General features: G+C 61.4%; 44 protein-coding genes. 41 read left to right on the forward strand and 3 right to left on the reverse strand.

What is annotated here, in order from left to right:
- Positions 1-5: 5 nt before the first annotated feature.
- The 3 genes from ABWI03_RS25010 to ABWI03_RS25020 are packed head-to-tail and all read right to left on the reverse strand — an operon-like array spanning position 6 to position 2,188.
- Positions 6-1,214, reverse strand: a complete 1,209-nt coding sequence (locus ABWI03_RS25010; RefSeq protein WP_353798943.1) for a site-specific integrase — start codon at positions 1,212-1,214, stop codon at positions 6-8.
- Positions 1,127-1,603 carry an ImmA/IrrE family metallo-endopeptidase gene (locus ABWI03_RS25015; RefSeq protein WP_353798944.1) on the reverse strand — a complete coding sequence of 159 codons (477 nt, stop codon included), beginning with the start codon at positions 1,601-1,603 and terminating at the stop codon, positions 1,127-1,129. Before ABWI03_RS25015 ends, ABWI03_RS25010 begins: the two co-directional genes overlap by 88 nt.
- Positions 1,604-2,188 carry a hypothetical protein gene (locus ABWI03_RS25020; protein ID WP_353798945.1) on the reverse strand — a complete coding sequence of 195 codons (585 nt, stop codon included), beginning with the start codon at positions 2,186-2,188 and terminating at the stop codon, positions 1,604-1,606.
- Between the two features lie 401 nt (positions 2,189-2,589).
- Here ABWI03_RS25020 and ABWI03_RS25025 point away from each other — a divergent pair, with 401 nt between their 5' ends.
- The 41 genes from ABWI03_RS25025 (at position 2,590) to ABWI03_RS25225 (ending at position 25,549) form a co-directional block, all read left to right on the forward strand.
- The gene (locus ABWI03_RS25025; protein ID WP_353798946.1) at positions 2,590-2,778 is read left to right on the forward strand and encodes a helix-turn-helix domain-containing protein; all 189 of its coding nucleotides are present in this window, start codon (positions 2,590-2,592) and stop codon (positions 2,776-2,778) included.
- A 57-nt stretch (positions 2,779-2,835) separates the two neighbouring features.
- Positions 2,836-3,015 carry a hypothetical protein gene (locus tag ABWI03_RS25030; RefSeq protein WP_065899242.1) on the forward strand — a complete coding sequence of 60 codons (180 nt, stop codon included), beginning with the start codon at positions 2,836-2,838 and terminating at the stop codon, positions 3,013-3,015.
- Positions 3,016-3,074: 59 nt separating this feature from the next.
- On the forward strand, positions 3,075-4,355 hold the full coding sequence (locus ABWI03_RS25035; RefSeq protein WP_353798947.1) for an ATP-binding protein: 1,281 nt from the start codon (positions 3,075-3,077) through the stop codon (positions 4,353-4,355).
- Positions 4,352-4,762 carry a hypothetical protein gene (locus ABWI03_RS25040; protein ID WP_353798948.1) on the forward strand — a complete coding sequence of 137 codons (411 nt, stop codon included), beginning with the start codon at positions 4,352-4,354 and terminating at the stop codon, positions 4,760-4,762. Before ABWI03_RS25035 ends, ABWI03_RS25040 begins: the two co-directional genes overlap by 4 nt.
- Positions 4,759-4,950, forward strand: a complete 192-nt coding sequence (locus ABWI03_RS25045; RefSeq protein ID WP_296552577.1) for a hypothetical protein — start codon at positions 4,759-4,761, stop codon at positions 4,948-4,950. The genes ABWI03_RS25040 and ABWI03_RS25045 overlap by 4 nt, the downstream gene beginning before the upstream one ends.
- 284 nt (positions 4,951-5,234) lie before the next feature.
- Positions 5,235-5,504 (forward strand): hypothetical protein, encoded by a 270-nt coding sequence (locus tag ABWI03_RS25050; protein ID WP_353798949.1) that lies wholly within the window; start codon positions 5,235-5,237, stop codon positions 5,502-5,504.
- Positions 5,501-5,689: a hypothetical protein gene (locus tag ABWI03_RS25055; protein ID WP_353798950.1), complete on the forward strand. Its 189-nt coding sequence runs from the start codon at positions 5,501-5,503 to the stop codon at positions 5,687-5,689. The genes ABWI03_RS25050 and ABWI03_RS25055 overlap by 4 nt, the downstream gene beginning before the upstream one ends.
- A complete protein-coding gene (locus ABWI03_RS25060) occupies positions 5,689-5,970 on the forward strand; it encodes a hypothetical protein (protein ID WP_054780947.1) in 282 nt (93 codons plus the stop codon). The genes ABWI03_RS25055 and ABWI03_RS25060 overlap by 1 nt, the downstream gene beginning before the upstream one ends.
- Entirely contained in the window at positions 5,967-6,299 is a 333-nt protein-coding gene (locus ABWI03_RS25065; protein ID WP_296552580.1) for a hypothetical protein, read from the forward strand. The genes ABWI03_RS25060 and ABWI03_RS25065 overlap by 4 nt, the downstream gene beginning before the upstream one ends.
- Positions 6,300-6,396: 97 nt before the next feature.
- Positions 6,397-7,113 carry an exonuclease domain-containing protein gene (locus tag ABWI03_RS25070; protein WP_353798951.1) on the forward strand — a complete coding sequence of 239 codons (717 nt, stop codon included), beginning with the start codon at positions 6,397-6,399 and terminating at the stop codon, positions 7,111-7,113.
- Positions 7,110-7,811 carry a lambda exonuclease family protein gene (locus ABWI03_RS25075; protein ID WP_353798952.1) on the forward strand — a complete coding sequence of 234 codons (702 nt, stop codon included), beginning with the start codon at positions 7,110-7,112 and terminating at the stop codon, positions 7,809-7,811. Before ABWI03_RS25070 ends, ABWI03_RS25075 begins: the two co-directional genes overlap by 4 nt.
- A complete protein-coding gene (locus ABWI03_RS25080) occupies positions 7,811-8,611 on the forward strand; it encodes a hypothetical protein (RefSeq protein WP_353798953.1) in 801 nt (266 codons plus the stop codon). Before ABWI03_RS25075 ends, ABWI03_RS25080 begins: the two co-directional genes overlap by 1 nt.
- A gap of 67 nt (positions 8,612-8,678) precedes the next feature.
- Entirely contained in the window at positions 8,679-9,125 is a 447-nt protein-coding gene (locus ABWI03_RS25085) for a DUF7171 family protein (protein ID WP_353798954.1), read from the forward strand.
- Between the two features lie 130 nt (positions 9,126-9,255).
- Positions 9,256-9,495, forward strand: coding sequence for a hypothetical protein (locus tag ABWI03_RS25090; RefSeq protein WP_351648544.1), 240 nt, complete (start codon positions 9,256-9,258; stop codon positions 9,493-9,495).
- The gene (locus ABWI03_RS25095) at positions 9,485-10,534 is read left to right on the forward strand and encodes a hypothetical protein (RefSeq protein WP_353798956.1); all 1,050 of its coding nucleotides are present in this window, start codon (positions 9,485-9,487) and stop codon (positions 10,532-10,534) included. Before ABWI03_RS25090 ends, ABWI03_RS25095 begins: the two co-directional genes overlap by 11 nt.
- Positions 10,521-11,429 carry a zinc finger domain-containing protein gene (locus ABWI03_RS25100; RefSeq protein ID WP_353798957.1) on the forward strand — a complete coding sequence of 303 codons (909 nt, stop codon included), beginning with the start codon at positions 10,521-10,523 and terminating at the stop codon, positions 11,427-11,429. Before ABWI03_RS25095 ends, ABWI03_RS25100 begins: the two co-directional genes overlap by 14 nt.
- Positions 11,410-11,877 carry a hypothetical protein gene (locus ABWI03_RS25105; RefSeq protein WP_351648498.1) on the forward strand — a complete coding sequence of 156 codons (468 nt, stop codon included), beginning with the start codon at positions 11,410-11,412 and terminating at the stop codon, positions 11,875-11,877. Before ABWI03_RS25100 ends, ABWI03_RS25105 begins: the two co-directional genes overlap by 20 nt.
- A complete protein-coding gene (locus ABWI03_RS25110; protein WP_351648496.1) occupies positions 11,874-12,188 on the forward strand; it encodes a hypothetical protein in 315 nt (104 codons plus the stop codon). The genes ABWI03_RS25105 and ABWI03_RS25110 overlap by 4 nt, the downstream gene beginning before the upstream one ends.
- The gene (locus tag ABWI03_RS25115; RefSeq protein ID WP_353798958.1) at positions 12,185-12,640 is read left to right on the forward strand and encodes a hypothetical protein; all 456 of its coding nucleotides are present in this window, start codon (positions 12,185-12,187) and stop codon (positions 12,638-12,640) included. The genes ABWI03_RS25110 and ABWI03_RS25115 overlap by 4 nt, the downstream gene beginning before the upstream one ends.
- Entirely contained in the window at positions 12,637-12,930 is a 294-nt protein-coding gene (locus ABWI03_RS25120) for a glutaredoxin family protein (protein ID WP_391527257.1), read from the forward strand. Before ABWI03_RS25115 ends, ABWI03_RS25120 begins: the two co-directional genes overlap by 4 nt.
- 334 nt (positions 12,931-13,264) lie before the next feature.
- Positions 13,265-14,470, forward strand: coding sequence for a DNA modification methylase (locus tag ABWI03_RS25125; RefSeq protein WP_353798959.1), 1,206 nt, complete (start codon positions 13,265-13,267; stop codon positions 14,468-14,470).
- Positions 14,471-14,472: 2 nt separating this feature from the next.
- Positions 14,473-14,931: a hypothetical protein gene (locus ABWI03_RS25130; protein ID WP_353798960.1), complete on the forward strand. Its 459-nt coding sequence runs from the start codon at positions 14,473-14,475 to the stop codon at positions 14,929-14,931.
- 2 nt (positions 14,932-14,933) lie between these two features.
- Positions 14,934-16,529 carry a terminase large subunit domain-containing protein gene (locus ABWI03_RS25135; RefSeq protein WP_353798961.1) on the forward strand — a complete coding sequence of 532 codons (1,596 nt, stop codon included), beginning with the start codon at positions 14,934-14,936 and terminating at the stop codon, positions 16,527-16,529.
- A gap of 50 nt (positions 16,530-16,579) precedes the next feature.
- Positions 16,580-17,620 (forward strand): hypothetical protein, encoded by a 1,041-nt coding sequence (locus ABWI03_RS25140; protein WP_353798962.1) that lies wholly within the window; start codon positions 16,580-16,582, stop codon positions 17,618-17,620.
- A 2-nt stretch (positions 17,621-17,622) separates the two neighbouring features.
- Positions 17,623-17,805 carry a hypothetical protein gene (locus ABWI03_RS25145; RefSeq protein ID WP_353798963.1) on the forward strand — a complete coding sequence of 61 codons (183 nt, stop codon included), beginning with the start codon at positions 17,623-17,625 and terminating at the stop codon, positions 17,803-17,805.
- Positions 17,802-18,752: a DNA cytosine methyltransferase gene (locus tag ABWI03_RS25150; protein WP_353798964.1), complete on the forward strand. Its 951-nt coding sequence runs from the start codon at positions 17,802-17,804 to the stop codon at positions 18,750-18,752. The genes ABWI03_RS25145 and ABWI03_RS25150 overlap by 4 nt, the downstream gene beginning before the upstream one ends.
- Positions 18,749-19,060 carry a hypothetical protein gene (locus tag ABWI03_RS25155; RefSeq protein ID WP_353802321.1) on the forward strand — a complete coding sequence of 104 codons (312 nt, stop codon included), beginning with the start codon at positions 18,749-18,751 and terminating at the stop codon, positions 19,058-19,060. The genes ABWI03_RS25150 and ABWI03_RS25155 overlap by 4 nt, the downstream gene beginning before the upstream one ends.
- Positions 19,057-19,257 carry a hypothetical protein gene (locus ABWI03_RS25160; RefSeq protein ID WP_353798966.1) on the forward strand — a complete coding sequence of 67 codons (201 nt, stop codon included), beginning with the start codon at positions 19,057-19,059 and terminating at the stop codon, positions 19,255-19,257. Before ABWI03_RS25155 ends, ABWI03_RS25160 begins: the two co-directional genes overlap by 4 nt.
- Complete coding sequence (locus ABWI03_RS25165) at positions 19,254-19,559, forward strand: DUF7352 domain-containing protein (RefSeq protein WP_353798967.1); 306 nt, start codon at positions 19,254-19,256, stop codon at positions 19,557-19,559. Before ABWI03_RS25160 ends, ABWI03_RS25165 begins: the two co-directional genes overlap by 4 nt.
- The gene (locus ABWI03_RS25170) at positions 19,556-19,753 is read left to right on the forward strand and encodes a hypothetical protein (protein WP_353798968.1); all 198 of its coding nucleotides are present in this window, start codon (positions 19,556-19,558) and stop codon (positions 19,751-19,753) included. Before ABWI03_RS25165 ends, ABWI03_RS25170 begins: the two co-directional genes overlap by 4 nt.
- 94 nt (positions 19,754-19,847) lie before the next feature.
- Entirely contained in the window at positions 19,848-20,021 is a 174-nt protein-coding gene (locus ABWI03_RS25175) for a hypothetical protein (protein ID WP_353798969.1), read from the forward strand.
- Positions 20,018-20,308, forward strand: coding sequence for a hypothetical protein (locus ABWI03_RS25180; protein ID WP_353798970.1), 291 nt, complete (start codon positions 20,018-20,020; stop codon positions 20,306-20,308). Before ABWI03_RS25175 ends, ABWI03_RS25180 begins: the two co-directional genes overlap by 4 nt.
- The gene (locus tag ABWI03_RS25185) at positions 20,301-20,708 is read left to right on the forward strand and encodes a DUF6221 family protein (protein ID WP_353798971.1); all 408 of its coding nucleotides are present in this window, start codon (positions 20,301-20,303) and stop codon (positions 20,706-20,708) included. Before ABWI03_RS25180 ends, ABWI03_RS25185 begins: the two co-directional genes overlap by 8 nt.
- The gene (locus tag ABWI03_RS25190) at positions 20,705-21,220 is read left to right on the forward strand and encodes a hypothetical protein (RefSeq protein WP_353798972.1); all 516 of its coding nucleotides are present in this window, start codon (positions 20,705-20,707) and stop codon (positions 21,218-21,220) included. The genes ABWI03_RS25185 and ABWI03_RS25190 overlap by 4 nt, the downstream gene beginning before the upstream one ends.
- Positions 21,217-21,852 (forward strand): metallophosphoesterase, encoded by a 636-nt coding sequence (locus ABWI03_RS25195; protein ID WP_353798973.1) that lies wholly within the window; start codon positions 21,217-21,219, stop codon positions 21,850-21,852. The genes ABWI03_RS25190 and ABWI03_RS25195 overlap by 4 nt, the downstream gene beginning before the upstream one ends.
- Positions 21,849-22,037: a hypothetical protein gene (locus tag ABWI03_RS25200; RefSeq protein WP_214884392.1), complete on the forward strand. Its 189-nt coding sequence runs from the start codon at positions 21,849-21,851 to the stop codon at positions 22,035-22,037. The genes ABWI03_RS25195 and ABWI03_RS25200 overlap by 4 nt, the downstream gene beginning before the upstream one ends.
- Complete coding sequence (locus tag ABWI03_RS25205; RefSeq protein WP_353798974.1) at positions 22,034-22,312, forward strand: hypothetical protein; 279 nt, start codon at positions 22,034-22,036, stop codon at positions 22,310-22,312. The genes ABWI03_RS25200 and ABWI03_RS25205 overlap by 4 nt, the downstream gene beginning before the upstream one ends.
- A 61-nt stretch (positions 22,313-22,373) precedes the next feature.
- Positions 22,374-23,219 (forward strand): hypothetical protein, encoded by an 846-nt coding sequence (locus ABWI03_RS25210; protein WP_353798975.1) that lies wholly within the window; start codon positions 22,374-22,376, stop codon positions 23,217-23,219.
- A 91-nt stretch (positions 23,220-23,310) separates the two neighbouring features.
- Positions 23,311-23,613 (forward strand): hypothetical protein, encoded by a 303-nt coding sequence (locus ABWI03_RS25215; protein ID WP_353798976.1) that lies wholly within the window; start codon positions 23,311-23,313, stop codon positions 23,611-23,613.
- Positions 23,613-25,217, forward strand: a complete 1,605-nt coding sequence (locus ABWI03_RS25220) for a hypothetical protein (protein ID WP_353798977.1) — start codon at positions 23,613-23,615, stop codon at positions 25,215-25,217. Before ABWI03_RS25215 ends, ABWI03_RS25220 begins: the two co-directional genes overlap by 1 nt.
- Positions 25,214-25,549 (forward strand): hypothetical protein, encoded by a 336-nt coding sequence (locus ABWI03_RS25225; protein ID WP_353798978.1) that lies wholly within the window; start codon positions 25,214-25,216, stop codon positions 25,547-25,549. The genes ABWI03_RS25220 and ABWI03_RS25225 overlap by 4 nt, the downstream gene beginning before the upstream one ends.
- The last annotated feature ends 4 nt before the right edge of the window (positions 25,550-25,553 follow it).

The raw sequence follows: 25,553 nt of genomic DNA on the forward strand, positions 1-25,553 counted from the left end.
CGTTTCTAGGAAGATTTCGGTTCGTTGTCACGGATTGTCACAAGCGATCCCAAACTCGTCGCAGCCGCAGCGAGAGCGTCGGTCTGAGAGTGCGTGTAGGTGCGCATTGTGAACGAACTATCGGCGTGACCAAGCCACGCTGCGATGACCGCGATCGGGACTCCCTGGAGGTGCATGAGGGTTCCGCAAGTGTGTCGGGCGTCGTGGAGCCGAACCTGAGCGACGTCCAGATCTGCGAGGATCGCTTTCCATCGCTTGGTGAGGGTGTCGGGGTGCAGAGGTTGTCCGGCTTCGTTGCAGGCGACATATCCGCCGTCGCCGTACCCTTCTCCGAAGGCTAGCTTTTCGGCCGCTTGTTGTCGTTTCGCGGCTTTGAGTTCGTCGGCGAGTGGTTGAGGCAGAGGCAAGGTTCGGCCCGATGCGGTTGACTTGGCGTCCTCTTGGTCGATGGCTTCGCCACCGGCCGACACTCGAGTGGGTCCGATCCTGAGCGTTCTATTCTCCAGGTCCACATCGGCCCATCTCAGTCCTCCGAGTTCGCCGCGTCTAAGCCCTGATAGCGCGAGGTGCCACACGTGCCGCAGGCGATCGTTCTTGATCGCGCCGAGAACGACTTGAACTTCGTCGGCGGTCAGCGTCTGGAGTTGTTTTCGTGTCTGCGGAACGTGGTCGACGAGCGCGGCTACGTTTCGGACGAGTTGGCCTTCCTTCACGAGCTGCTCAAGAACTTGAGACAAGGTGCCAACCATGAGGTTGCACGTTCGTGGGCCCCATTTCTTTCTGGAGTGTCCTGTCGATCGGGTGAGCTTTCCCTCTCTCAGTTCTTTGATGAGTTTGTCGATGTCTAGGCGGGTCAGCTTCTGAACGGAGACGTCGCCTAGTTCTGATCGGACCGGCTTTAGGACGTCTTCGTATCCGACCTTCGTCGTCGGCTTAATTCCATGTCGCGATAGGAGCCAGTTCGCGCAGGCTTGCTCGACTGTGAGATCGATTGAGTGAACGAATGTTCCACGCTGCACTTCGTTTTGAATTCTTGCGAGTTCGTCACGCGCGTCAGCTTCGGTGGCGAATCTCTTTCTTAACTGTTTTCGGCGGCCGGTGATCGGATCGACCCCGGTGTCGACCGTCAGCTGGTATCTGATTGCGTTCTTGCCGCGTTCTTTTTTCGCGAGTTCGATCTTTTTGATCTGCGGAGGCAGTTGTTGTCGTGCCATTTTTTGTCCTTTCTGTGCCAGAGGTCTCGCCACACGTGGATGAGTTCCACGGTCACTTTCAGTTCGTGTGCGATGCCGGCAAAGTGCGCACCGTGCATTCGTTCTGCTTTCCGGTAGGACTCCTCGGAGATGAGAAGTCGTGCCGCGTACTCGTCAGCTTGGCGTTCTTGGAAGTAGTGAATCCGGGCGTCGGGTGTCGACATGTCGTGGTTATGTGTCGCATGTCCGAGTTCATGCCCAAGGGTGGTGCGTGTGTAGTCGAGCGGCATTCCTGCTTGCAGGACGATGATTCGCGGTTCCGCATACCAGCGGCCACGTTCCTTGCCTGGCAGGTTGCCTTCAACTATCGCGATGCCGTTAGCGCCTGCCAGGTCTTCGAGTTCTTTCAATTACGCGTCCCAACCGTGGTCATCTTCCGGAAGGGGCTCGGAACTGGTGTTTGCAGCGTAGGGTTCGTCGCTTTCGATCAGGGCCTGCACATCGACATCGGCAACCCTGTGGGCTTGACCTAGCGAAGTCAACGGATAGACGTTGTCGGCTTCGGGAATTAGTCCGAGAGCTTGGGCTTTTGCGAGTTGCTTTTCGACCTCGGCTCGAGACATTCCTTCGGTGAGACTGATTGTCACGTTGGGGCGTCGTGATCGCGCAGCGAGAAGATCTGCGAGTTGTGGTGTCGTCAGTGAACGATCGACTAGCTCGAGGATGAGGGCTTCTTGATCGGCGGTCGCGAGCAGTTGCCCGTCGGAGTCAACGAAATTCATTGTCTCCTCGACTGTTACGAACCCCAGCTCAACTAGTGCGTCAACAGGGTTGACCTCTACCGCACGGCAAATCGAGATGACGTCGCTGGCGTTGAGACCGTCGGCCAGACGCTTACGTGCAGTTTTCTCGGTTACGTCGAGTATCTCGCCGATCTCGACCGCTGTCAGACGCCTGCCCGCCAAGTGTTCGAGAACTGTCTTCTGCTCGCTCATGATCCTGAGGCTAACCGGTAACTTTCTTCCGGTCAACCCTAGTTTGACGTGCAGTTACGGTCAATTTGGTCGCCATCGACGGTAATTCTTGTTGACTTCGTTCACTAAACCGGTAAATATCTTCCATGTAACTTACAAACAGCGGAGGAAACCGGAATGTTTCTACTGAGTCTGGATGAGATGGAGCGGGTGAAGCGTGTTCACGCACTCCGAAGCTTCGTCGCTATGGAGGAGCGGACACACGTATCTGAGCGGACATGGAGGACGGCCTTCAAGTCGCGTCGGCCGACGCCCCAGGTCCTGGACGCACTCGGTGCACTCGGCGCTCGGAGCAGCAAGATCCTGATCTGGGATGAGCCATCCTCGCTTACGGGTCCGACACTTCGTCAGCAGGTGCCGGCATGAAGCCGACACGTCTACTCACTGCTGTTCAAGCAGGTGAACTGCTCGGAGTTGATGAGACCACAGTCCGACAGATGTGGCGCGAAGGCGAGCTTAAGTGCGTGCACATCGGGCGCGGTCGCAAGGTCTCTGATGCCGAAATCTCGCGCTACATCGAGGAACACGAGCAGTTTGCGCCCACCGCATGAAGATTCGCCAGGCCATGCCGAACGACTCGGCAGCAGGCCAGAACCCTAAGGAATCTGATGACTGAGCGGGAGCTTGCTGACAATCGGGATTCGATGTCGCTTGCGGAGCGCGTTGAGGCCCGCCGCGAACTTGATGAGGCTGCCGGCGTCAAGTACGGACTGCCGTCAGAGCAGGGCTTAAAGCGTTTGGCTCGGATCCTCGGCCCCGGTCTCCGCCGGATCGACAACCAGAAGTAAGCGAAGCCGCCACGGGGGCAACCGTGACGGCCTCCATTCACCTACCCAAAGGAATGAACATGTCTGAGAATACTGCACCGACCAGGACCGACACAGGGTTGCGTGTCGTGAAGCTGGAAGTCGAGCGATTCAAACGCATTCGCGCCGTGGAGATCACCCCGGATCCGAACTCGTCAACGGTGACGATCGCTGGCCGCAATGCGCAGGGTAAGAGTTCAGTGATCGATGCGATCTGGGCTGCGTTGTCGGGTGCCGCGGCGGCGAAGGGTACGTCGACGACTCGCCCGATTCGTGATGGGGAGAACTCGGCGCGGGTCACTGTGGATCTCGGTGACATTGTGGTGACGCGTACGTGGTCGGGGGAGAAGACCGCGTTGAAGGTGGAGTCGAAGGACGGCGCCAAGTACAGCTCACCCCAGCGGATGTTGGATGAGATGGTCGGCCGGTTGTCGTTCGATCCGTTGGCGTTTGCTTCGTTGCCGGCGAAGGATCAGCAGTCGGAGTTGCTCGGTCTGGTGGAGTTGCCGTTCGATCCGGCTGTCCTTGCAGGGCAGCGGAAGTCAGCCTTCGATGAGCGCACCGATGTCGGCCGGACGGTGAAGCAGCTCAAAGGTCAGCTCGACGGGTTCCCTGAGATCGGTGACGACGTGCCTGACGAGCTGGTATCTGTCGCCGCGCTGGTCGCCGAGCTGGATACAGCTCGTGAACTGGAGGTATCTATCGAGGTCGCAAACGATGAGATTGCCACCGCGAGGAACATCTTGGCCGAGACTGACCGCGCAATATCCGAGCTCCGCGATAAGGAGAACCGTTGGCTGGCAAAGCTCGAGGAGACCAAGGCTCGCCTGGCTGCTCTTCCTGATCGCATAGACCTCGAGCCCATCCGCTCGCGGATCGACAACGCGGAGACGATCAATGTCGGTGTTCGTCGGAAGCAAGAGCGGCAGCAAGTCCTCGACCAGCTGGAAGATTGGCGGGAGAAGCAGGACGCGCTCACTACGCGGATCGCCGATCTCGACAACACGCGGGAGGCCGGTCTCGCTGCGGCTGAGTTCCCGGTTCCTGGGCTGGGTTTCGATGAAGACGGTGTGACTCTCGATGGTGTGCCGTTCGCGCAGGCGTCGGCGGCGGAGCAGCTGCGGGTGTCGGTGGCGATGGCGATGGCACTGAATCCGAAGGTTCGGATCATCCGCATCACTGACGGGTCGCTGCTTGACTCGGAGAATCTGGCGCTCATCGAGGAGATGGCAGGCGCCAACGGTTTCCAGGTGTGGATCGAGCGGGTCGACGAGTCCGGCGCGGTCGGGGTCGTCATCGAAGACGGCGAGGTCAAAGCATGAGCGTCAACGAGGAAATGTTGCGGTCGGTAATGGGGCACATCGAGTTGTGGCCGAACCTGCTGGATATGTCGACGTGGCGGTGCGGGACTACTCGCTGCTTCGCGGGTTGGACAGCCGATCTTGCTGGCGCTGAGTGGATCGCGGACAGCCTCGATCAGACCCAGGTCGGCCCGATCGATGGAGAGATGTGGTTCGCGGGCAGTGTTGTTCGCTCGGCGTCGGGTGAGTTGTTCCATGTATCTGAATTCGCGCGTCGCGAACTCGGATTGACAGCGGAAGCCGCCGACGCGTTGTTCGATGCCTCGAACACAGTGAAAGATCTCCGCGAGATGGTCGAGAATCTCTGCGATTTCGGGACAGCTTATGACGCTGCACCGAAGACGCAGGCTGAGGTGACCGGGCCATGATGATGCTCGCAGATGGCGACGTGAAGTTGATTCACACTGTCGAACCTGATGGGCGCGTGCGGATCACGATCGAAATCGCGGGAGAAGTAGTTCGGGCTCCGACATTCGCGCACACCACGTATTCGCTCGAGTCGTTGACGTTCATGGACGAGATCGCATCGCAGGACTTCCGGCGGTCCATCCGATGAAGCGCCGAGCGATGACAGTGCTCGGATACCTGAGCTTGTACGCGTGCGCGGCGATCGTCACGGTCGCCGTCTACTACAGCATCCCGAATGGGGCGAACTGATGGAACCTGTTGTTGTGTACGACGATCGGATGATATGGCATCTCGCCGCTGGCACAAAGATTCGTGAAGTCGGGAAGGGCGGCCGGGTATTCGTTGTGGACAAGACCCGGCCTGGTCGGCTGTGGCTTGGTTCGACGCCGTGTGCAGTGTCGGATCTGGAGATGCCAGTGGAGGTGATCGGACGTGGACGCTGACGAATTGGCCGGCGTCCTGGTCGAGAACCTCGACGAGTTGGACGGATTCGGAGTGTGGACAGAAGTCGACTACGACCGATACAACGGCGCGAACAGCCGCGGTTGGGCGACAGCATATTTCGAGATCACCTCCGCGAACGGGCGAGACGCATCGATGACATACCTGGTTGCCTACCCCATCGAGTCCGACCCCGACGACGGCGCAGTCGACCGCGCATACGACGAAGTCAAAGATCACCAGATTGGAGTCGACCTGTGAAGATCAACGGAACCAGCGAGCGGCAGTTCGACTACAACTCGGACGCTGATCTCGGGTTTGTGCCGCCGACCGATGCGGCCTTGTCAGCGAAGGCTGCACGCACCGTCGCGGCGAACTCCCACGACGCCGACGACGCCCGCCTACTGCTGTCAATGCTCGGCCTGCTCGAACCGGAGGAGTCGTGATGGCGGCGACGAAGAAAGCCGGGCTGTGGTCCGACGTCGACGATGTCGCGACCTTCGCACACCAAGTGTGCGAGGACATCCGCGAATCGGACACTCGCGCACTGCATGACCGATTGACGGTGGAGTGCGCTCGACGGCCCGGGCAGATGGCTCAAGCATTGATGGCGCTGGCGGCCTGGGTGAATCCTGACGAGCGAATCACGGCCCGGCTGGATCGGGTTGAGCGAATCGCGGAAGTGAAAGCCGAGCACGTGATGCGCGCCAGGGGAGTGAGGGTGTGACGTTCACTCCGAAGGCGACGAAGTGCATGGCGTGCGGAGCGGCGATCTTCTTCTGCCGCACATCGAATTCGGAGCGGATGCCTGTCGAGTTCGAGCCGAACCCGAACGGCAACCTCGCTGTCACCCCGAAGTCGGAGGGGTTACCCGAAGCGGTGGTGATTCGTCCCGGGCAGGCCGCGGGCATGCGTGCCGCCGGCCTCCCGACTTATGTCTCTCATTTCGCGGCGTGCCCGATGGCGGATGAGTTCCGCCGCAAGGCCCGCCACAAATCAACTGTTGACACCTACCGCCGTAACGCGGCGGCCCGATCGAGAGCGAGAAGAGCATGACCCCTCGATACCCCCAAGGCGCGCAATTGAGTTTCGCGCGCTTCCTCATTCTGTCCTGCGCCATCGTCATCGGCGCCGTACTCGTAGGAGTGTTCCTGTGACCAGCTGGACTGAACTGCCATTGGCCGCCTTCGATCTCGAAACTACCGGGCCGAATCCGACGAAGGACCGCATCGTCACCGCGTGCCTTGCACGCATCGACGGCAAGTCGGTCACTGCGCAGAACTGGCTGGTCGATCCCGAGATCGAAATCCCTGAAGGTGCCACGAACATTCACGGCGTCAGCACTGAGAGGGCGCGGGCAGAGGGCGCACCGTACGCCGATGGATACAAGCAGATCCGCGACGAGCTCGAGCGGGTATGGGCCGAGGGTCGGATCATCGCAGCGTTCAACGGCAGTTTCGATTTCACGATGATCGATCAGGAGGGACAGCGTCTCGGATATCCGAAGCTGGTGTACGGCCCCATTTTTGATCCCTACGTTGTGGATAAGGCTGTGGACAAGTGGCGTCCCGGCAAACGACAGCTGACGCAGATGTGCCAGCACTACCGAGTCAAACTGGAGAACGCACACAGCGCTGATGCAGATGCCCTCGCGGCAGCCCGGCTCGCGTGGGTGCTCGGCAACAGCAACCCGGATCTCCCTGACGAGCGACGTGGCACAGGACTCGCGACACTCACCGTGGATGAACTGATGGAGATGCAAAAGTTCTGGAGGCGTGAGCAGCAGGAGAGCCTGGCTGAGCACTTCGCGAGCAAAGGCCAGGACGTCTCTGACATCAACCCGGACTGGCCCATCCGAGGTGCGGCATGACCGCACCAACCGACACTGGTTCAATCCTGATCGAACTTCCGGACCTTGAGCAGGGCACTGACGAGTGGCACGACCAGCGTCGAGGAATCATCACGGCATCTGTCGTCGGCAAGCTGATCACATCGAAGACCCTCAAGGCTGCAGCAAATCCGGAATCACGTAGCTTAACTGCGCATCTCGTGGCTGAACGCATCACCGGCTGGACCGACCCGACCTACATCAGCGACGACATGCTGCGCGGCATGGCGGACGAGCCAAGAGCACGCGACAAATACGCCGAGCACTACAACGTGCCAGTGCGCCAAGTAGGTTTCATGATCCGCGAGACCCGCGGCGTCAAGCTCGGCTATTCACCCGATGGCCTGGTCGGCGACGACGGGTTGATCGAGGTCAAGTCGCGCCTGCAGAAGAAGCAGGTCGAAACCGTTCTTTCCGGCGAACCGCCGGCCGAGAACATGGCCCAACTCCAATGCGGCCTATTCGTCTCCGGCCGCGAATGGATCGACTACATCAGCTACTCAGGCGGCATGCACCTGTGGGTGACCCGCGTGTTCCCGGATCAACGTTGGTTCGACGCCATCGAAGCGGCGGTTCAAGGATTCGAGAAGAGCGCCGCCGAGATGATTCGCCTCTACGAACAGTCGGTCGTCGGATTCCCGATGACCGAGCGAGTATTCACAGAAATGGAGTTCGACTAATGGACGTCGATTTGATTGCGGCAGCAGCTCCGCGATCCGACCAGATCAACGCCGACGACCTCATTGCCGGCCCGCAGATCGTCACCATCACTGAGGTGCGTAAGGGCAACAGCGAGCAGCCCGTCGAGATCGTCACCGCTGAGTTCGGCCCAGATCGTCCGTATCGACCAGGCAAGAGCATGACCCGCGTCCTGCTAGAGGTGTGGGGGCCGAAGTCTGGAACGTACGTCGGTCGGAGACTCAAGCTGTACCGAGACCCGGAAATTACGTTCGGGCCCAGCAAGGTTGGCGGGATCCGAATCAGTCACATGACGGACCTCGACAAAGCGAAGGCGATCCCGCTCACCAAGACTCGCGGCAAGAAGGAGCTTTTCCGGGTCGAGCCGCTACCCAGCGGCCTGCAGATCATCTCCGCCGAGGAGGCCGGCGAGATCGCAGCAGCCATCGAAAAGGCAGCCGACCGCGCGGAGCTCAATGCGATCGGCGCGCAGCTCAAGGCCTTCGACCTGGCCGACCATCGTGGACGCCTACAAGGGCTGTGGAAGTCGCGACTGTCCGAGCTGGAATCCGCCCCAAACCTGGACGCAAAACCGGAACCTGATCAGGGCACGGCCCCGACTCTTCGGGATCGTCTCGTCGCGGCACTGGTCAGTGAAGGCAAGGCCGACGAGCCCGAACAGGTGGGGTATCTGTCGGGTGAGTTCAAGCGCCCGATCACGACTCTCGATGATCTCACGGACGCCGAGGCGCTTGAGATCACCGAGTTCCTCGAGGGTGCCCAAAACCAAGCCCACCAGTAGCGGCCGATTCAGGCCTCGCCGAGGCCGAGTAAGCCATCGCAACACCCACCAAGAGAAGGAATACAACATGAGCAAAGTTCACAACTTCAACGGAACCCCTGACGGACAGTCGGATTCGATGGTCAAGTACAGCTTCTCGGGATCACCTACGTCGCTGTACGAGCACACACCGAAGGTCGGGGAGCAGCGCGTCATGAGTGTCACGGTCGAGTGCACACTCTCCGGTACCGATCAGGTGAAAGACGGAGACCGGGCAATCGCTCGATGGAAGGTCGTCGACGCAGGTATCGGAACCATGGCAAAGCGCGCCGACGCCGACGAGCCGACCCTTGACTTCGAGTCGGGGGAGAGCAACGAGTACGGCGACTACGGCACCGCCGACACTGAACCCGTCGCCGACTCTGCAGATGACGGCGCCGAAACCGGGGGCGAGCCTGACGACAACGATGCCGGCGCCGACGAGGCAGACAACGTCCACGACATCGGCGGACCGAAACTCTTCTCCGCCGAATAGCCGTCAGCAGAATATCGGTACCAACAGTTGACTGTGTGTACCGAATAACGTGACATCATCGAAGGCGGGTTCGGTCCAAGCCGCATCACCGGACCGGCCCGCCTTCCACGAACACAACGAAGGGACGACCGTGGACCAGCCCACAACAGCTCTCGACACACCCGAAGCGGTCCTCGCCAACCTTGCACAGCTTCGCCAACGTCAAGAGGAAGACCGAAAAGCCCGAATCTCCAGCATTCGCCACGCACGCGCGATCGGACTATCAAACCAAGCGATCGGTGCCGCACTCGGAATCACCGAAGCGGCCGTTCGGATGATGATCAAACGAGTCGGCGACCCCGCAAGCCAGGAGGAACGTTGTGGCGCGTGAGTACGCCCGCACACGAATCGACATCGCCGACGACCGAGACTTCGAAAGCCTCTCCGTTGACGCGCAATTCGTCTACCTTCGGATCCTCATCCCGGACCCCAGTCTCCGATACAGCGGCGTCGTCGACTGGCGACCGAATCGTCTCACGCGAAAAGCGAAGGATCTGACACTGGACCGGCTGATTTCCGCGGCGGCCGAACTCGAAGAGCGACGCTACGTGCTGTTTGATCCGGAAACCGAAGAGGCTCTCGTGCGGTCCTTCATCCGGTCCGACGAGTTGATGCGTAACCCGAAGATGGCAGCGTCTGTCGTCAAGGCATACCGCGAGATCGCATCTAGAACCCTTCAAGCGGCCGTCATCTCGGAGCTCAAACGAGACCGCATCGAGCACCCCACTTACTCGTCATGGGAGCACAAGGACACGCGTGAATCGTTGACGAAACTGCTGTCGTATCCGGACCTGGCATCGGTTGGTTACACCAATGCGATTGCGGTCCCGATTACCAATCCTGATCAGGTCCCGATTACCAATCGGATTACCAATGGGAATACCAATGGGATTGGTAATCCGGGTACCAGCCCCGATTACCAATCGGATTACCAATCGAATTCGGTCCCGATTCCCAGCAACAGCAACAAGCAACATGCAACAAGCAACAAAGGTGGTTACGTAAGTACGGAAGGTCACCAGCGCGACCCGAACGAACCACCACCCTCCAAATGTCCTCAGCACACCGACGATCCGAACCCGCCGAACTGCCACGCCTGCGGCGACGCACGCCGAAACCGGCAAGCCTGGGACCGCAACCAAGCCGACGAAGCGAAACTTGCAATCTCGACCAGAGCGCGACAGCGAGCCGAACTCCTCGCTGAAGCAATCGACGAATGCAACATCTGCGACGAACACGGCTACTTCGGGACAACTGTCTGCGAACACAACCCCGATCGAATCGAAATCAACCGGCGCGGAGCAGCACTCGCCCGAGCGGTACTTGCGGGCAAACCGATAGACGAGGCGACGACCGATGAGAAACCCTGACCTCCAGCAACTCGAAGACCGCGAACTCGCGCTCACCGTCTCCTGCCGCTACTGCCAAGCGCCAACCGGCAAGCCGTGCACCACCACCGACAACAGCGGCACGCACGAACTCATCAACTTCCCCGCACACCTCGGACGAATCACCCGCGCACAACGAATCCAACGACTCATCGCAGAACGCACCAGGAGCACCGAAATGCCACAAACCCAAACCGACCCCAGCACCGACACACTCCCGGCCGCCACCGACGCACACAGCCCCAGCAACCACGGCCCAGTCGTAGGTATAGACCCCAGCCTCACAGGCACCGGCCTCGCCATCATCACCAACAACACACCCCAACTCCACACAATCGCCAGCCGCGGCAAACGAGACGACACCTGGCAACAACGCGCCCACCGACTCACCGAACTCCGCAACACCACCATGGGACTCATCCCACGCAACACCGAACTATGCGTCATCGAAGGCCCCGCATACGCCGCCCAAGGCACCGGAATCCACGACCGCGCCGGCTACTGGTGGATGCTCTACCAAGCCCTCACGGCACTCAGAATCCCCACCGCCGTATGCCCACCCACCACCCGCGCAAAATGGGCCACCGACAAAGGCAACGCAGGCAAAGCCGACGTCGCCATGGCCATCACCAAACTCTGGCCCAACACCACCATCCGAGGTGACGACCAAGCCGACGCACTCTGCTTCGCCACCATCGCCGCCCAACACCTCAAACACCCCATGCCCTACCTCGTCCTCGAACGCCACAAACTCGCACTCACCAAAATCGTGTGGCCCGACAACCGGTGGATACACTCAACAGTGCCCCACGTAACGGCACACCCAAAGACGGCACACAAACCCACGGAGAGGGCACATGGCGAGCACCAAACCTGACGGCATCAGCGACCGCGTTCGAGCCCTCGGAGCCATGAAAGATCGCCGCGACGGCAAGACCTGGGCCGAAGTTGCGGAGGCATGGGGCTACCAGGACAAGAGCACCGCCTGCCGCGCCGTGAGACGTGTCCTCGAGCGCGTCGAAGGCGAAACCGCCGACGACTACCGCGAAGTCATCGCAGCCCGCTACGAGGCGCTCTGGGCGAAGTCGTGGGAAGCGATCAACGCGGCGGAAGCGAAAGGCCAGTTGGTCGGCAAATCGCAGCTCGTCGCATCGGCCCGCGGTGTGCTGGACAGCCTCGCGAAACTGCAGGGCTTGCAGGCGTCGACGAAGTCCGAAGTCACCGTCGTCACGCGTACGGCGATCGACTCGGAGATCGAAGCATTGTTCGGGAAGGCCGGCATCAGTTCCGGTGAAGAAACCACCAACCCACAGGAGAATTCATGACAGCACAGAAGTTTCGGAAGAAGCCCGTCGAGATCCAGGCAGTGAAGTGGGACGGCACCGCCGAATTAGCGAAACCAATCATCGAGTGGATCATGTCGCAAGGCGGCACCGCTGCTTACGACCGAATCCCCGTCTCGGCTAGCCGGTTCAACAACCGCTACGACGAACGGATCCACATCAACACTCTCGAAGGTTCGATCACCGCGAGCCCGAACGACTGGATCATTCGAGGCGTTCAGGGTGAGTTCTACCCCTGCAAGCCTGACATCTTCGCAGCCACATACGAAGCCGTGTCTGGCGGTGCAGCATGAGGCAACCGAGCGTCGGCGACGTCGTCCACTACCAGTCGTACGGCACCCCGGGTGGTGAGTATCTGCCGGAGCCGCGCGCAGCGATCGTCACTGAAGTCGAATACGTCCACGACTCCGAAAAGCTGACGGGAATGTACCCGAGTGGCGAGGCGATGGACCGCGCAGTTCAGTGGTGGGACAACGGCCGTGGGGGCGCTGTCCCGCGACGGATCGACGGCGGGGTGATCCCGATGACGTACAGGGTTGGTCTGTGCGTCCTGAACCCGACGGGAATGTTCTTCAACACCCAGTTGCCCTATGCGGAGGAACCCACACCCGGACACTGGAACTGGCCGCCGTCAGTCGAAGAACCCGTTGAAGAGTTTTGTGAACTTTGCAACGGGACACGCAACGAAGCCGGAACCCCATACGCATGCCGAGGTTGCTCCGGCACAGGACAGGCGACCGCATGACCATCATCGTTACCGTGTTCACGAAGCCGAAGTGCGAGCCCTGCAACGCAACCAAACGCAAACTCGACAAACTCGGCGTCCGATACACCGCCATCGACGTCACCGAGTCACCGGAGGCCGTCGCACGGTTGAAGGCGCTCGGCTACCTCGGTGCTCCTGTTGTCGAGTGCGGTGACATGCACTGGCAGGGCTACAGCCCCGACAAATGCAAACAGCTCGCAGACAACCTCGCTGCCGCAGAACCAGACGACGAGCAGGCCGCCGGCGAATACCTCGAGCAGTCCGCATGACCACGCCCGAACCCGACAACCGGTCGCGCATCCCACCCGTCTGGTTCTTCGCCCTCATCCTCGCCATGACCGAAGACCGAAAGCGCCACAACCATGGGTGACGTCGTTCCGTTCCGCACACCGGAAGCAGCACCCGCGAACACCACATGTCCATGCGGCAGCGCATGGTTCACCGCAACCGTGTGCCTGAACGGAACGACCATCACCGGCCACAAACAACCACTCCACTGCACACACTGCGGAAACGAACACACCCCATAACCCGAACGTCCGCGGGACCTTCCCTGCCGCGGCCGAACGAAACACATAGCAACACAACAGGGAAAGGCCCACCATGCCCGTCACAATCCACGGCACACGCGACCTCGACATCAACGACCTCCACCCACACCCCCAAAACCCCAACCGCGGCGACGTCGAAGCACTCACCGCATCCCTCAACACCTTCGGCCAATACCGCGCCATCGTCGCCCTCACCGACGGCACCATCCTCGCGGGCCACCACCTCTGGCAAGCCGCCCGCGCCAACGGCCACACCACCATCCGCGTCGAAGTCATCGACTGTGACGAACAAACCGCCCGCAAAATCCTCATCGCAGACAACCGCCTCGCCGACCTCGGCCCCGGAGTCGACCCCGAACTACTCCTCACCGTCCTCAACGACCTCGACATCCTCGACGGATCCGGCTACAACGCCGACGACCTCGCCCTCCTCGAACAAACCATCAACCCACCCCAACCCAACGCCGACCCCGACGACGCCCCACTAGTCCCCGACAAACCCAAAAGGACGGCAGCCGGCCAAACCTGGCGCCTCGGCACCCACCGCCTGTACGTCGGCTCAAGCACCGACACCGATGCCGTACGAACAATGCTCGCGGGCGACACCGCCGACTGCATCTGGACCGATCCGCCCTACGGCGTCGACTACATCGGCAAAACCAAAGACGCACTCACCATCTCCAACGACACCACCGACGGCCTCCCGCAACTCCTCGCCGACGCATTCGCCACCGCAACCGCCGTCGCCCGACCCGGAGCACCCGTCTACGTCGCACACGCAGACACCGAACGCATCACCTTCGAAACCGCCCTCACTGCCGCAGGCATCACCATCCGACAGAACCTCGTCTGGGTGAAAAACCAACTCGTCATGGGACGCAGCGACTACCACTGGCAACACGAACCGATCCTCTACGGCTTCACACCAACCGCACCCGGCGTCGGCCGCCTCGGCCGCGGTAGCAAACACTGGCACGGAAACAACAGCGCCAGCACCGTCTTCACCGTCGACAAACCCACCGCCAACAGCGACCACCCCACCATGAAGCCCGTCGACCTGATCGCCGCCCACCTCAACAACTCCTGCCCCGTCGGCGGCATCGTTCTCGACCTATTCGCCGGCAGCGGGTCAACACTCGCCGCCGCCTTTATGACCGGACGCCGCGCCGCGCTCATCGAGCTCGATCCCCGATACGCAGACGTCATCGTCGCACGCTGGGAAGCATTATCCGGTGACACCGCCGAACAGGTGGCCTGACGATGCGCTCACGCCGAGTCAACGCCCAAACCGCCGAGAAACACGAACGCGCCCTACAACTCCTCATCGGCGGCGCCACCAACCAACAGATCGCCGACCAACTCGGATACTCCAGCCGCGGAGCCGCACACAACGCCGTCACCCAAGCGCTCAACGAACACTCCGCGCGCAGAGCCGAACTCGCCGACCAAGCTCTCACCATCGCCCTCGAACGACTCGACGCACTGTGGCGCCCGCAGTACGTCAAAGCGATCCGCGGCGACGGCCACGCATCCGAAACATGCCTCCGAATACTCGACCGACAAATAAAACTCCTCGGACTCGGAGCACCCAGCCGCGCAGACATCTCCATCACCTCACGCACCGAGCTCGACGTCCAAGTGGAAACGCTGCTCACCAAACTCGCTGACCGACAAACCCACCCAGTGATCGAAGCAGACAAAGAACCCGACAAGGAGTAACCATGAGCACGTTCGATGGAGGAGCCTGGCGCGCGCTACCAGCGGCCGACAAGCAGTACCTACGCGACAAACTCGCTGAAGCATGCGCACGCAAAGGCATCCCCATCAACGACACCACCAGCCCCGGCATCCTCGCCCTACGTCACGAGTCGGCCGTCACCGTGCAACGCCCACACCTCGAGCTCATCGACCGTGAGCTCACCAAACTGCTCTCCACGCCCAACGCGAAACTCATGATCTGGACACCACCGCAGGTTGGCAAAAGTATGCGCGTGTCGCGTTGGTTCCCGTTCTGGTGGCTCAGCCACCGCCCCCGCGACCGCGTCATCCTCGCCTCCTACGCAGCCAGCCTCGCCAACACACACGGCGCCGCATGCCGCGACCTCGTCGAATCACACGGCCTCACCTACGGGCTACGAATGCGCGACGACGAAAACACTCGCGCCAACTGGTCACTCACCACAGGTGGAGGCATGCGATCCGTCGGCACCAAAGGCGGCCTCACCGGTCACCCCATGAACCTCGGCATCATCGACGACCCCTTCGCCGACCGCGCCGCCGCCGACAGTCCACTCATCCGCGAACGCGTCTGGGAGTGGTACAGCTCCGCGTACACCACCCGAAAAGCGCCCGGCGCACGCGAAGTCATCGTCATGACCCGCTGGCACCCACTCGACCTGTGCGGCCGGCTACTCGAACGCGACGGCCGCACCGAAGAAGGCGGCGAATGGACCGTGCTCCACCTACCCGCCCTCGCCGTCGCACCCGACCCAGCGAAAGGCATCTACGCCGACCCCCTCGGCCGCGAACCAGGCGACCCACTGACACATCCCGTCATCGACCTCGGCGACATCGACTCCCTCGCCGACCACTGGCGACGGAAGAAGAAAGGATCCACCAGCCGAGACTGGAACGCCGTCTACCAAGGCAGCCCGTTCGACTCCGAAGGTGCTCTGCTCACCGAAGCGCACATTCGCGACGCCACCGCAGACCTCACCCTCGTCACGCCGCGCATCGCGGGCGTGGGCATCGACCCGTCCGGCGGCGGCCGTGACACCGCAGGCATCGTCGGCGGCATCCTCGGTAGCGACGGCAAGTTCTACTGGACGCACAACCGCACCGCGCGCATGACGTCCGACCGGTGGTCCCGCGAAGCATGTTTGCTCGCCGACGAGATGGACGCCGACCGTTTCGTCATCGAAGTGAACTACGGCGGCGACCAGGCAACGACCCTGTTGAAGCAGGCGTGGGATGCGCTGCAACGCGAAGGGGCGATCGACAAGCGGAAACTGTGCCCGCGCCTCGTGCCGGTTCATTCCCGGAAGTCGAAACTGCTACGCGCCGAACCGATCGCGCAAGCCATCCTCACGCAGCGTGCGTGGTTCGGGCGCGACCCCGGCCTGTCCGACTTCAAATCAGAGTGGCAGCTGTGGGAGCCCGGATCGACGTGGTCGCCCGGCGCGTTGGATGCCGGCGTTCACCTCGCGACCGACATGTTGCCGCCCATCAACTCGGGATCTTCGGTCTCGTCGGCGGCGAAGCGTTCGCGTTCATCTGTCACGGGCACAAGCAGTTTGGCGGCACGACGGACGCGCTGATTCCAGAACCGGGGACACAGTGGCACTGTATCCGTGCAATACTCTGTGTCATGCCCCCAACACATCCATCGCAGGCTGACGTCGCCGCCGCATACCGCACACTCATCGCCCACGAAACAGAACCGAAAGAGCAAGACTTCTACCGGGATCGACTCCAACGGTTAGAGCAAGCAACAGAACCCGAGTGCGAGTTCGACTGCCGTATTCGAGTTCCTGCCGCTGGTGTCGGGGTTTACTGCCCGCAGTGCTCGGCGAAGTGTGCCGACACAGACCTCACCACCCAACTCGCGAAGGCGATCCGTGCCGCCTGGGTGGACAGACTTGACTGGGATGAGCTAGCCCAAGGCGCGCTTGAATTCCTCACCTCCACTGGCCGTCTCCTGGCGGCAGATGGCTTGGTGCTCGCTGGCGCGGAGAAGGCAGCACTCAAGAGGCTGCTAGCTGCACAGACCGGGATCGTGTCGCGCGATGTTTACGAGGCCATCGAGTGTCTCCGCGCCCTGTTCCCGGCAACCGAACCCGCCGAGGACGCCCCTTGCGCTATATGCAACGTCAACGAGACCAACCATGCGGGGGTCAGCTACTACCACCCGTTCACCACAGAACTCGGCCCCTTTGATGACGAAGGCAACGATCACCCCGACCCTGCCGAACCCGCCGAGCCGCTGCGGTTTTCAGTCCTCGAAGGACTGTGTGGCTACTGCTTGATGGGTCGGGTGTTCTGCGATGCCATCGGCGGATGTGTGGAAAGTCGAGCCGCGAAGGCGAGACGTGCCGAACCCGCTGCAGAGGAGACGAAAGCGGTGGCTAGCGACTGGTGCATTCTGTGCCGCCGATCCGGTCACAACCACACCGCGCACAAGCCGCAAGCACCCTCGCCGGTTGTCCCTGCCCCCACCGAAACCGGACCGTGGCCGAGCCTGAAGGACATACCTGCCGAAGTGTCTGAGGTGCGGGATGTAGGTAAGAACCTGTGGCGGCGGAAGGGCGGTAACTGGGAGTGGAAGACCGCTGACGGCAGGTGGTTCGAGGTCTTCAACCCACGCGCCGCCGATGACCTCGCCCCGTTCGTTGCGGCCGAGGAGGGGTGAGCATGAGCTTGACACAGCGACCGGTGGGCATCGGCTGGAAACGAGAAGGCGACAACGTCGTAGGGCACGTCGTCGAGATACGCCCAGGCGGAAGTCGTAGCGAGATCGTCAAAGTCATCTACACGCTTGAGCAAGCCGCGGAGAACGCCAAGCAGCTTCTCGCAGCGATGGGCGGCAAGTCATGACCCTCACGATGACGGATCTGTTCTCGGGTGGCGGCGGCAGCTCAGAAGGCATGGCACAGGCCGGCGTTCATGTTCAGGTCGCCGCGAACCACTGGGATACAGCGATCGCCACACACCAGAAGAACCATCCCGACACCGAGCACATCATGGCGAACCTGTCCGAGGTCGACTGGCGCACCTTCCCGTCCAGCAACATACTCTGGGCGTCACCGTCCTGCGTGTGGCACGCACGGTCCGGCTGCCGGAAACAGCCGCCGGCGGCAGTCGAGATGCGCCGCGCTGACGCCGGATCCGTGGACCGGGCAACAGCGTTCGCAGTGATCGCAGCGGCCGAGGTTCATCAGTACGACGCGGTGATCGTGGAGAACGTGCCCGAGTTCCAGGCATGGAGTCTCTACAACTGGTGGCTCGACGGGATGCGGGCACTCGGCTACCGCGAGCAGGTCGTGCTGCTCGACGCCGCCGAAGTCGGGGCTGCACAGCGCAGAGTCCGGTACTTCGCCGTATTCACCCGCGACGGCAACGTGGACCTGATCATCCGGCAACCGAAACGCACCCACGCGCTGAGCATCCTCGACCCGAACCCAGGAAGCCTCGTCACCCGCAAGCTGTACGTCGCAGACCAGATCGAGCAGATCACCACCCACGACGTGCCGCACCTGGTCACATACCGGCGCAACGCGAAAGCCCGCCGAGCCGACACACACCCGCTCGCAACGATCACCGCCGGCGGCAACCACCACGGCATCGCCACGCTCACCGACGAAGGGCCAAGGTTCCGAATGCTCAACAATCGCGAATGCGCTCGCGGCCAAGGATTTCCGGACTCCTACGAGTTCGTAGGCAACACGAAGGACGTGAAGAAGCAAATCGGCAACGCTGTCTCCGTCGACGCCGCCAGGTGGATCGGTGGGCGCGTCACGGCTGCGCTGGGGGTGGCGGCGTGACTGGGGTGGATGTTGAGCACACGAAATCGCAACTCGACGATGCGCGTGTAGTCCTGGCTCCGAGTCGTGCGAGCTTGGCGATACCGACGATGAGTTCGTACGACGCTTCGATGCGTGCGCTACGAATTGCTGACGCCCTGGTTGCGGCTGTCGAGCGAGTCCAGGCACTGCACACGCCGATCAATGCAGCCGACTACGGCGTGCGCAACCGAGGAGCGATCACCCAGGTCTGCACAGGCTGCGGGCAAGACGACGGCAACTGGCAGTACTGGCCCTGCCCCACAATCCGAGCATTGGAAATCAAATGAGCGATCAACTCGACCTGCTGCTGCTTGCCGAGTCGCGAGCCGATATCCGGATCAAGATCGCGAAGCTGTGGCTGCGGGAAATCGAACACCAACCGATGAGTCTGGCCGCTGATGACGGCACCAAAGTACTTGCGCTGTCCGAGCTGACGTTGCGCCTCATCGAAGAATCCGGCTACACACGAATGGAGCAATCATGAGCACCGTCGAACCTGTGATTTACCGCGTCGCGTTGCCCGTCACAGACGAGCAGATCATCACCATTCACAACGGCGGCGAAATCCTGTCTGTTGCAGCAAACCGCGACGGACGTAGCGACATGATCGACCTGTGGTTCACCACCTATCTCAACGAGGAGCCAGGACGCCGCCCGATCTACATTGCCGGAACAGGTCATCCGCGCCCGCGTGGAAAGTTCATCGGCACGGTAGTCACGCCGCAGGGATTGGTGTGGCACGCATTCGCGGGAGATCCGATCTTCCGCGCCGAGGTGGCGTCGTGACAGTGCCGGCGCCGGACACTGTTCGCATCTATCAGGACTCGCTGGGGGAGTGGCGGTGGATCCGCCGCACCTCGACCGGCCGCACCGTCAACGAATCAGCAGCCGGGTTCCCCACTCGCGGGGCAGCGAACGCCGACAACAGTTTCTGGAACCAAGACACCCTCAACTATCTCCTCGAACGGGCACGAACGTGAACCCGTACTTCCTCGCCGCCGTCGCGCTCACCGTCATCGTCGCAGCATCCGCAGCGATCGGCGTACTCCTCTACCTAGACCTCAAGGACACCGAATGACCAGCGTACGAATCTCAGTCGACAGCCCAGCTGGGGACATCGACGTCACTGTCGAAGAACCCAGCTTCTCTGGCCGCACGAACGAACCCGAACAGATCGCTGAACTTGTCGCCAACGCCACTCAGAAGGTGCTGCGCGCCTACGACTACAAGACCGGGGACACCAAATGACACCCGAACAGATCCGTGAAGAAGCCCGACGGCGCCTACAAGAAGAGTTCGGTAAACACTTCAACGAGGACCCGACATACATGTCAGGTCTCGCGGGCATCGCGCTCGAAGTTCTCGGTGATCTGCTCCCCACCGGTGGAATCCGGTATGCCGTAGCGCATCCCGTGACCGGGGTCAGCGACCCGCGTTTCGTCGGCTACACCCTCGAAGAATGCAAACGCTTCGCCACCGAATTCGACACCCACGTCATCGAACAACACCTCACCGGATGGACCACCCATGAGTGACGTCACCGCATTCCTCCGCGCACGACTCGACGACGACGAGAAGATCGCAAACACCGCGATCGGCCGGCAGCCCGAATATGCGGAGTGGGCGTACGAGGGCGACGAGGTCTTCGCTCCTGGCCTCAGTGAGCCCGGCGACCGCTGGAACGTGACCTGTGACAGCGAAGGGCTCCGCCCAGCAGTGGAAGAGAAAGACGGGCCGCACATAGCCCACCACGATCCAGCTCGAGCACTCCGCGATGTCGCTGCGAAGCGCGGTGTGATCCGCGAGATGGAAGCAGCCCGAACCAATCTCGAAGAACGCGGCATCAACGTCCCGTTCTTCATCACCTGGACTCTCTGGCATCTCGCCGCCGTCTACTCCGACCACCCCGACTACCGGAAGGAATGGCAGATATGAGCGACAGCAAGCCGTACCGCAGCGTGACACCCATCAAGAACGGTGACCGCATCGCGTTCGTCTGCGGCGATCAACGCATCGAAGGAACTGCTCAAGTTGAGAGCGGACCACTCGCCCGCGAACAGAACATCAGGATCATCCCCGACGGCGAACCCTGGAAGTACGGCCGCGACTACGCATTCGCGGAAGTCCTCGCCGGCGAGGACCTGCAGTTCACCGCCCACCGGTGGCTGAAAGGCGACGCGATCCCGTACGACGAAATGCGCCGACTCTGCGGACTCGATCCTGCGGTGAAGGCGTACTGCGCCAGGAGAGACATGCAGCGGTCGTTCAGTGAGATTGAGAAGGCGATGAATCAGGTGGCGACAGAAATAGGGAAGGGCTTCGAGCGTTTCGCGGATGCACTCACTGCGTCCAAACCTAAACCCAAGCCCACTCCGCCGATGTGGGCCGACGATCCATCTCGGCAGCGTCGCCCCACGAAAACCCGTAACCACCGGAGAGTGAAATGAGCGTCTGGTTCACGTCCGACCCGCATTTTGGACATCAGAAGATCGCAACAGAACGCGGCTTCCAATCGACCGAAGAGCACGACGAGTACCTGCTCGGCGCGCTGGTCGATCAAACACACGTCGGGGACCAGGTGTGGATCTTGGGCGACCTCACAATAGGCGGCCGGGCTGCCGAAGACCGGGCCTTGGCGATACTCAGCGCGGCGATGGGCGGACGCAGCCTGCACCTGATCCCAGGCAACCACGACTCGTGTCACCCGATGACGAACCGCAACAGCCACAACCGGACCAAAGCGTTCTACGAAGTGTTCGATTCAGTGCAGCTGTTTGCTCGCCGCCGGATCGCAGGGGAGACAGTGTTGTTGTCGCACTTTCCGTACGTCGGGGACCACACTGCCGAGGATCGGGGTGTTCAGTTCCGGTTGAGGGACGAGGGCGCGTGGCTGTTGCACGGGCACACGCACAGTCAAGAGCGTGGACCGGAGCGGACCGAAACACATGTGTGGGGCGGCGCGGAGCCGCTATCAACGTCTACGGCGCACAGACAGATTCATGTCGGCTGGGATGCGTGGGGACAACCGGTCGAGCTCGAGGAGATCGCCAGAATCATCGAAGGGGTGACGACAGAATGATCGTCCACAAGTCGACGACCGGGCTCTATCGGTCCACCTGGACCATTTACTTCCAGCGGCGAGCTGTCACTTTCGGCGACGTGATGGCTGGGCGGAAGAACGTCGCCATCGCCGGACCCGAACAGTCCGTCGCCGAAGGCAAACTCAAGATCGGACAGCTACGCGGCGGAGGGCGGGCCTCATGACCGACAACTCAATCGACCATCTCGACTTCGCGCCCACCTGTGCGCTATACGACGTCCGAACCAACACCCAGTGTGAACGGCCGGCCACACACATCGCCGACGTCCACGTCCACGAACAAACCGGAATGGCACGCATCGCACTCTGCGCAACACACCTCGCCGGATACAAAGCAATGGAAGCCCAAATCGAACCCGGCCGAGGCCTAGCCCTCTGCAGCGTCTGCGAACAACCCATGCACCCCGACGACTTCATCCGAAACGAAGAGACACTGTGACGGTGGCAGTGTCCGTGGTGTGCGATAACGTGCGCAGAACAATCGAGCAAAGCAGGGATAAATGAAGAAGTGGTTTACAACAACTGGCCTGCACTGCGTTAAGAAGTACGGTCCCTGGCTTTGCGGGTTTGCTTTGGCATTTGTTGCGGGATTGCTTGGCTCGGCAGTCACAATCTATGGACTTGGCACTGCCAAGTTCTGGGACGTTGCTGCTCAACCTATCGCGACAGCGACGGCTGGTGTACTAGCGATCGGCGCGGCGACCATTGCGTTTCTCGGGGTGCGCTATGCGCAGAAGGTTGCTATCTCGACGGCAAAAGCGAATCTACGCCAGCAGGGGACGGCGCAGATTCGGCAGTCCAACAGTCAGCAGGAACTGATAGGTCTGCAACTGGCAGGGCAGCACTTGCAAGCGAATCAACATCGCGATCAGATTGCACTGCAGAACAACGCGCAGCTGAATCAGACGCAGCAGCATTACGCACAACTTGAGGCGCTTGCAGATTTGGAACGGTCGAAGCATCGTCGACAGGTGACCTTTGACGCACTAGTTGCGGCCAACAACGCCCTTGTGGAACTCAATGAGTCATTTGTCCTTGTTTCCAAGGCTATCGACATGGACCTTGGTGTGCCGGATTCAGATTTCTCAGCAGAAAACGCAGCACGGGCGCAATGCGAGATCCGCCTGACCGCATGTACAAACGCAGCATCGCTGCTCTTGATGCTCGGCTTCGAAGATTCGTACAAGGCGATCATGGACACGAACCTCGTCGTACGTGAGCAGTTGGCATTTGGTCGAAACGAAGAAATAACTTTCGTAACGATGGACAAGTTTGCTCGCACATTCATGACCGCGGTCGGTTCGTTGGTGGGGAAGTACGACTCCGACGTCGGCAAGTCGACCTAAACAACCCCTGCTGCTTGTCAGTGTTGACCCAGCTCCTCTTATTCGGTAGATACACTCAACTCTGTCCACCGGAACAGAGGAGCTGCACACCGTGTCGATCACGATCTTCCTGCTGACGCTCGGTGCCGCCGCGCGGCTAACCCGACTTGTCACTGACGACTACATCACCCGCCACTTTCGGGCGTTCTTCATCCGGCGACTAGGACCGGACAACGACCTCAGTTATCTGGTGACGTGCCCGTGGTGCATGTCGATGTACATCGGCGGTGGGATGTTCACCCTCGCATACTTTTACAGCTGGCATCCCGCCTACCTCATCGTCACAGCAGCACTGACCGCGTCATACATAGTCGGCACAGCCGCAACCCTCGTCGGATCTGCCGAGGAGGACTGATGCGCACCCGCCGCCCCGACAGCAACGCCCACGCCATCGCCCAGAAACTCGCAGGTGGCGCACCGCCACACCCTGGCCGATCGAATCGCGCCGAGCGCCGACTTCGTGGAACCTCCATCCGACGTGGCCCCGTCGTCGGCAACTACGTCACTCCCTCCACTTCACGCCGCCTGCCGCCGCAATCAGTCACCGCAGCCGCCGAAGTCGTCTACGGCAAACGTCTGGCCCGGCAAAAGAAGCGCCCACCCGTCGCCGGTTGGCAAAACGAAGCGTGGGAACTCCGCGGACAAGTCCCCGAGTTCCGCTTCGCCGGCGACCGCGTCGCACGCGGCGCATCCCAATACAAACTGTTCGCAGCGAAACGACCCGACGTCAGCAACGACGAACCAGAACGCGTCGACGACGGACTTGCATTCGAACTCTGCTCCGAGATGTTCGGCGACACCGCCCGCACACAACAAGCCCTTCACCGCGGTGGACAGCAACTCGCGTTCAACGGCGACAGCCTCCTCGTCGTCAGCGAAGACGAGAACGGATTGTCCTGGGCGCCGCACTCCGTCAACGAACTCACCGGACAAGGCAAGTCCTGGAAACTCAACGACGGCATCGAAACCCGCAACCTCACCGAAGACGACGTCGTCATCCGCTGCTGGAAGCCCGACCCCCAGTTTCAGGCGCTGGCGGACTGCCCCGCGAAAGCTGTTCTCCCCATCGCCCGCACACTCCGCGCGCTGGGGAAACGAACCGGAGCAGAGATCGACTCGCGACTCGCAGGCGCCGGCCTCCTGCTCGTCCCGTCCGAAATCACCCTCGCGGTCCACCGCGAGAGCGACGACCCCAACGAAGACCCGTTCGTCGAAGAGCTGATCGAGAACATGCTCACGCCCATCCAGGATCCAGACTCGGCGGCGGCCGTGGTCCCGATGGTCGCGAAGGGTCCAGGGGAGTTCCTCGACAAGGTGAAGCATCTGAGCTTCGCGACACCGCTCGACGAGAAGCTCCCAGAGATGGAGACCAGTTCCATTCGCCGTATCGCGCTCGGTATGGACTCGCCGCCCGAGACGCTCCTCGGTATGGGTTCGGCGAATCACTGGACAGGTTGGCTGATCTCGTCCGAAGAGGTCACCCTCGTCCTCTCGCCGACTGTCGCCACGATTTGCCACGCCCTCACCGTCGGTTGGCTGCACCCGATGCTCGAGGCGTCTGGTGTCGAGGACTGGGCGGACTACCTGATCTGGTTCGACGCATCCGAACTGGAGTTGCGGCCGGACAAGTCGTCGGACTCCCGCGAACTGCACTCGAAGGACGTCCTGTCCGATGCGGCGATGCTGCGGGAGAACGGATTCAGCGAGAAGGACGCGCCGACGCCGGAAGAAACCCGACGTCGACTGCTCACAAAGCTGGTACTCGCCGACACGACACTCGCGGCGAAGATCCTCCCCGAGCTGGGTATCGACCTCGGGCTCGTAGAGCCCGCGCAAGCACCCGAGAACGCCGGCGCGACCGTCCCGGAACCGCCTCCCGAACCGAAAGCCGAGCAGACCATCCCCGAGAAACCCACCGAACAACCAGACGACAACGTCGAGACAGGACCAGGCGAATGACAGTGACATCGTTCCAAGCCGAAACCCTGGCCTGTGAAATCGCGGTGCTCCGCGCGCTCGAGGTGGCGGGAAAGAAGTCACTCCGCCGGTGGGACCGCACATCCTCACCGACAGTTCCTGCTCACCTGCTGCACACCCGGCTGAGAATCGCATCCACACACGAGGATTGCGACAAACTCCTCGTCGGCGCGTGGGACCACATGACGATCGTGCTGCCGGAGTCGACGAAGCTGCGGGAGTTGTGCGACTGGTATGTGCGGGAGCTGATCGTGACACGCCGGCCGCACACGCGAGCGGATCTGGAACGAGTCCTGGCAGTCGCACATGAGTAGCGTT

The organism is Rhodococcus baikonurensis, from assembly GCF_040489275.1.
Taxonomy (GTDB): Bacteria; Actinomycetota; Actinomycetes; order Mycobacteriales; family Mycobacteriaceae; genus Rhodococcus_F; species Rhodococcus_F baikonurensis.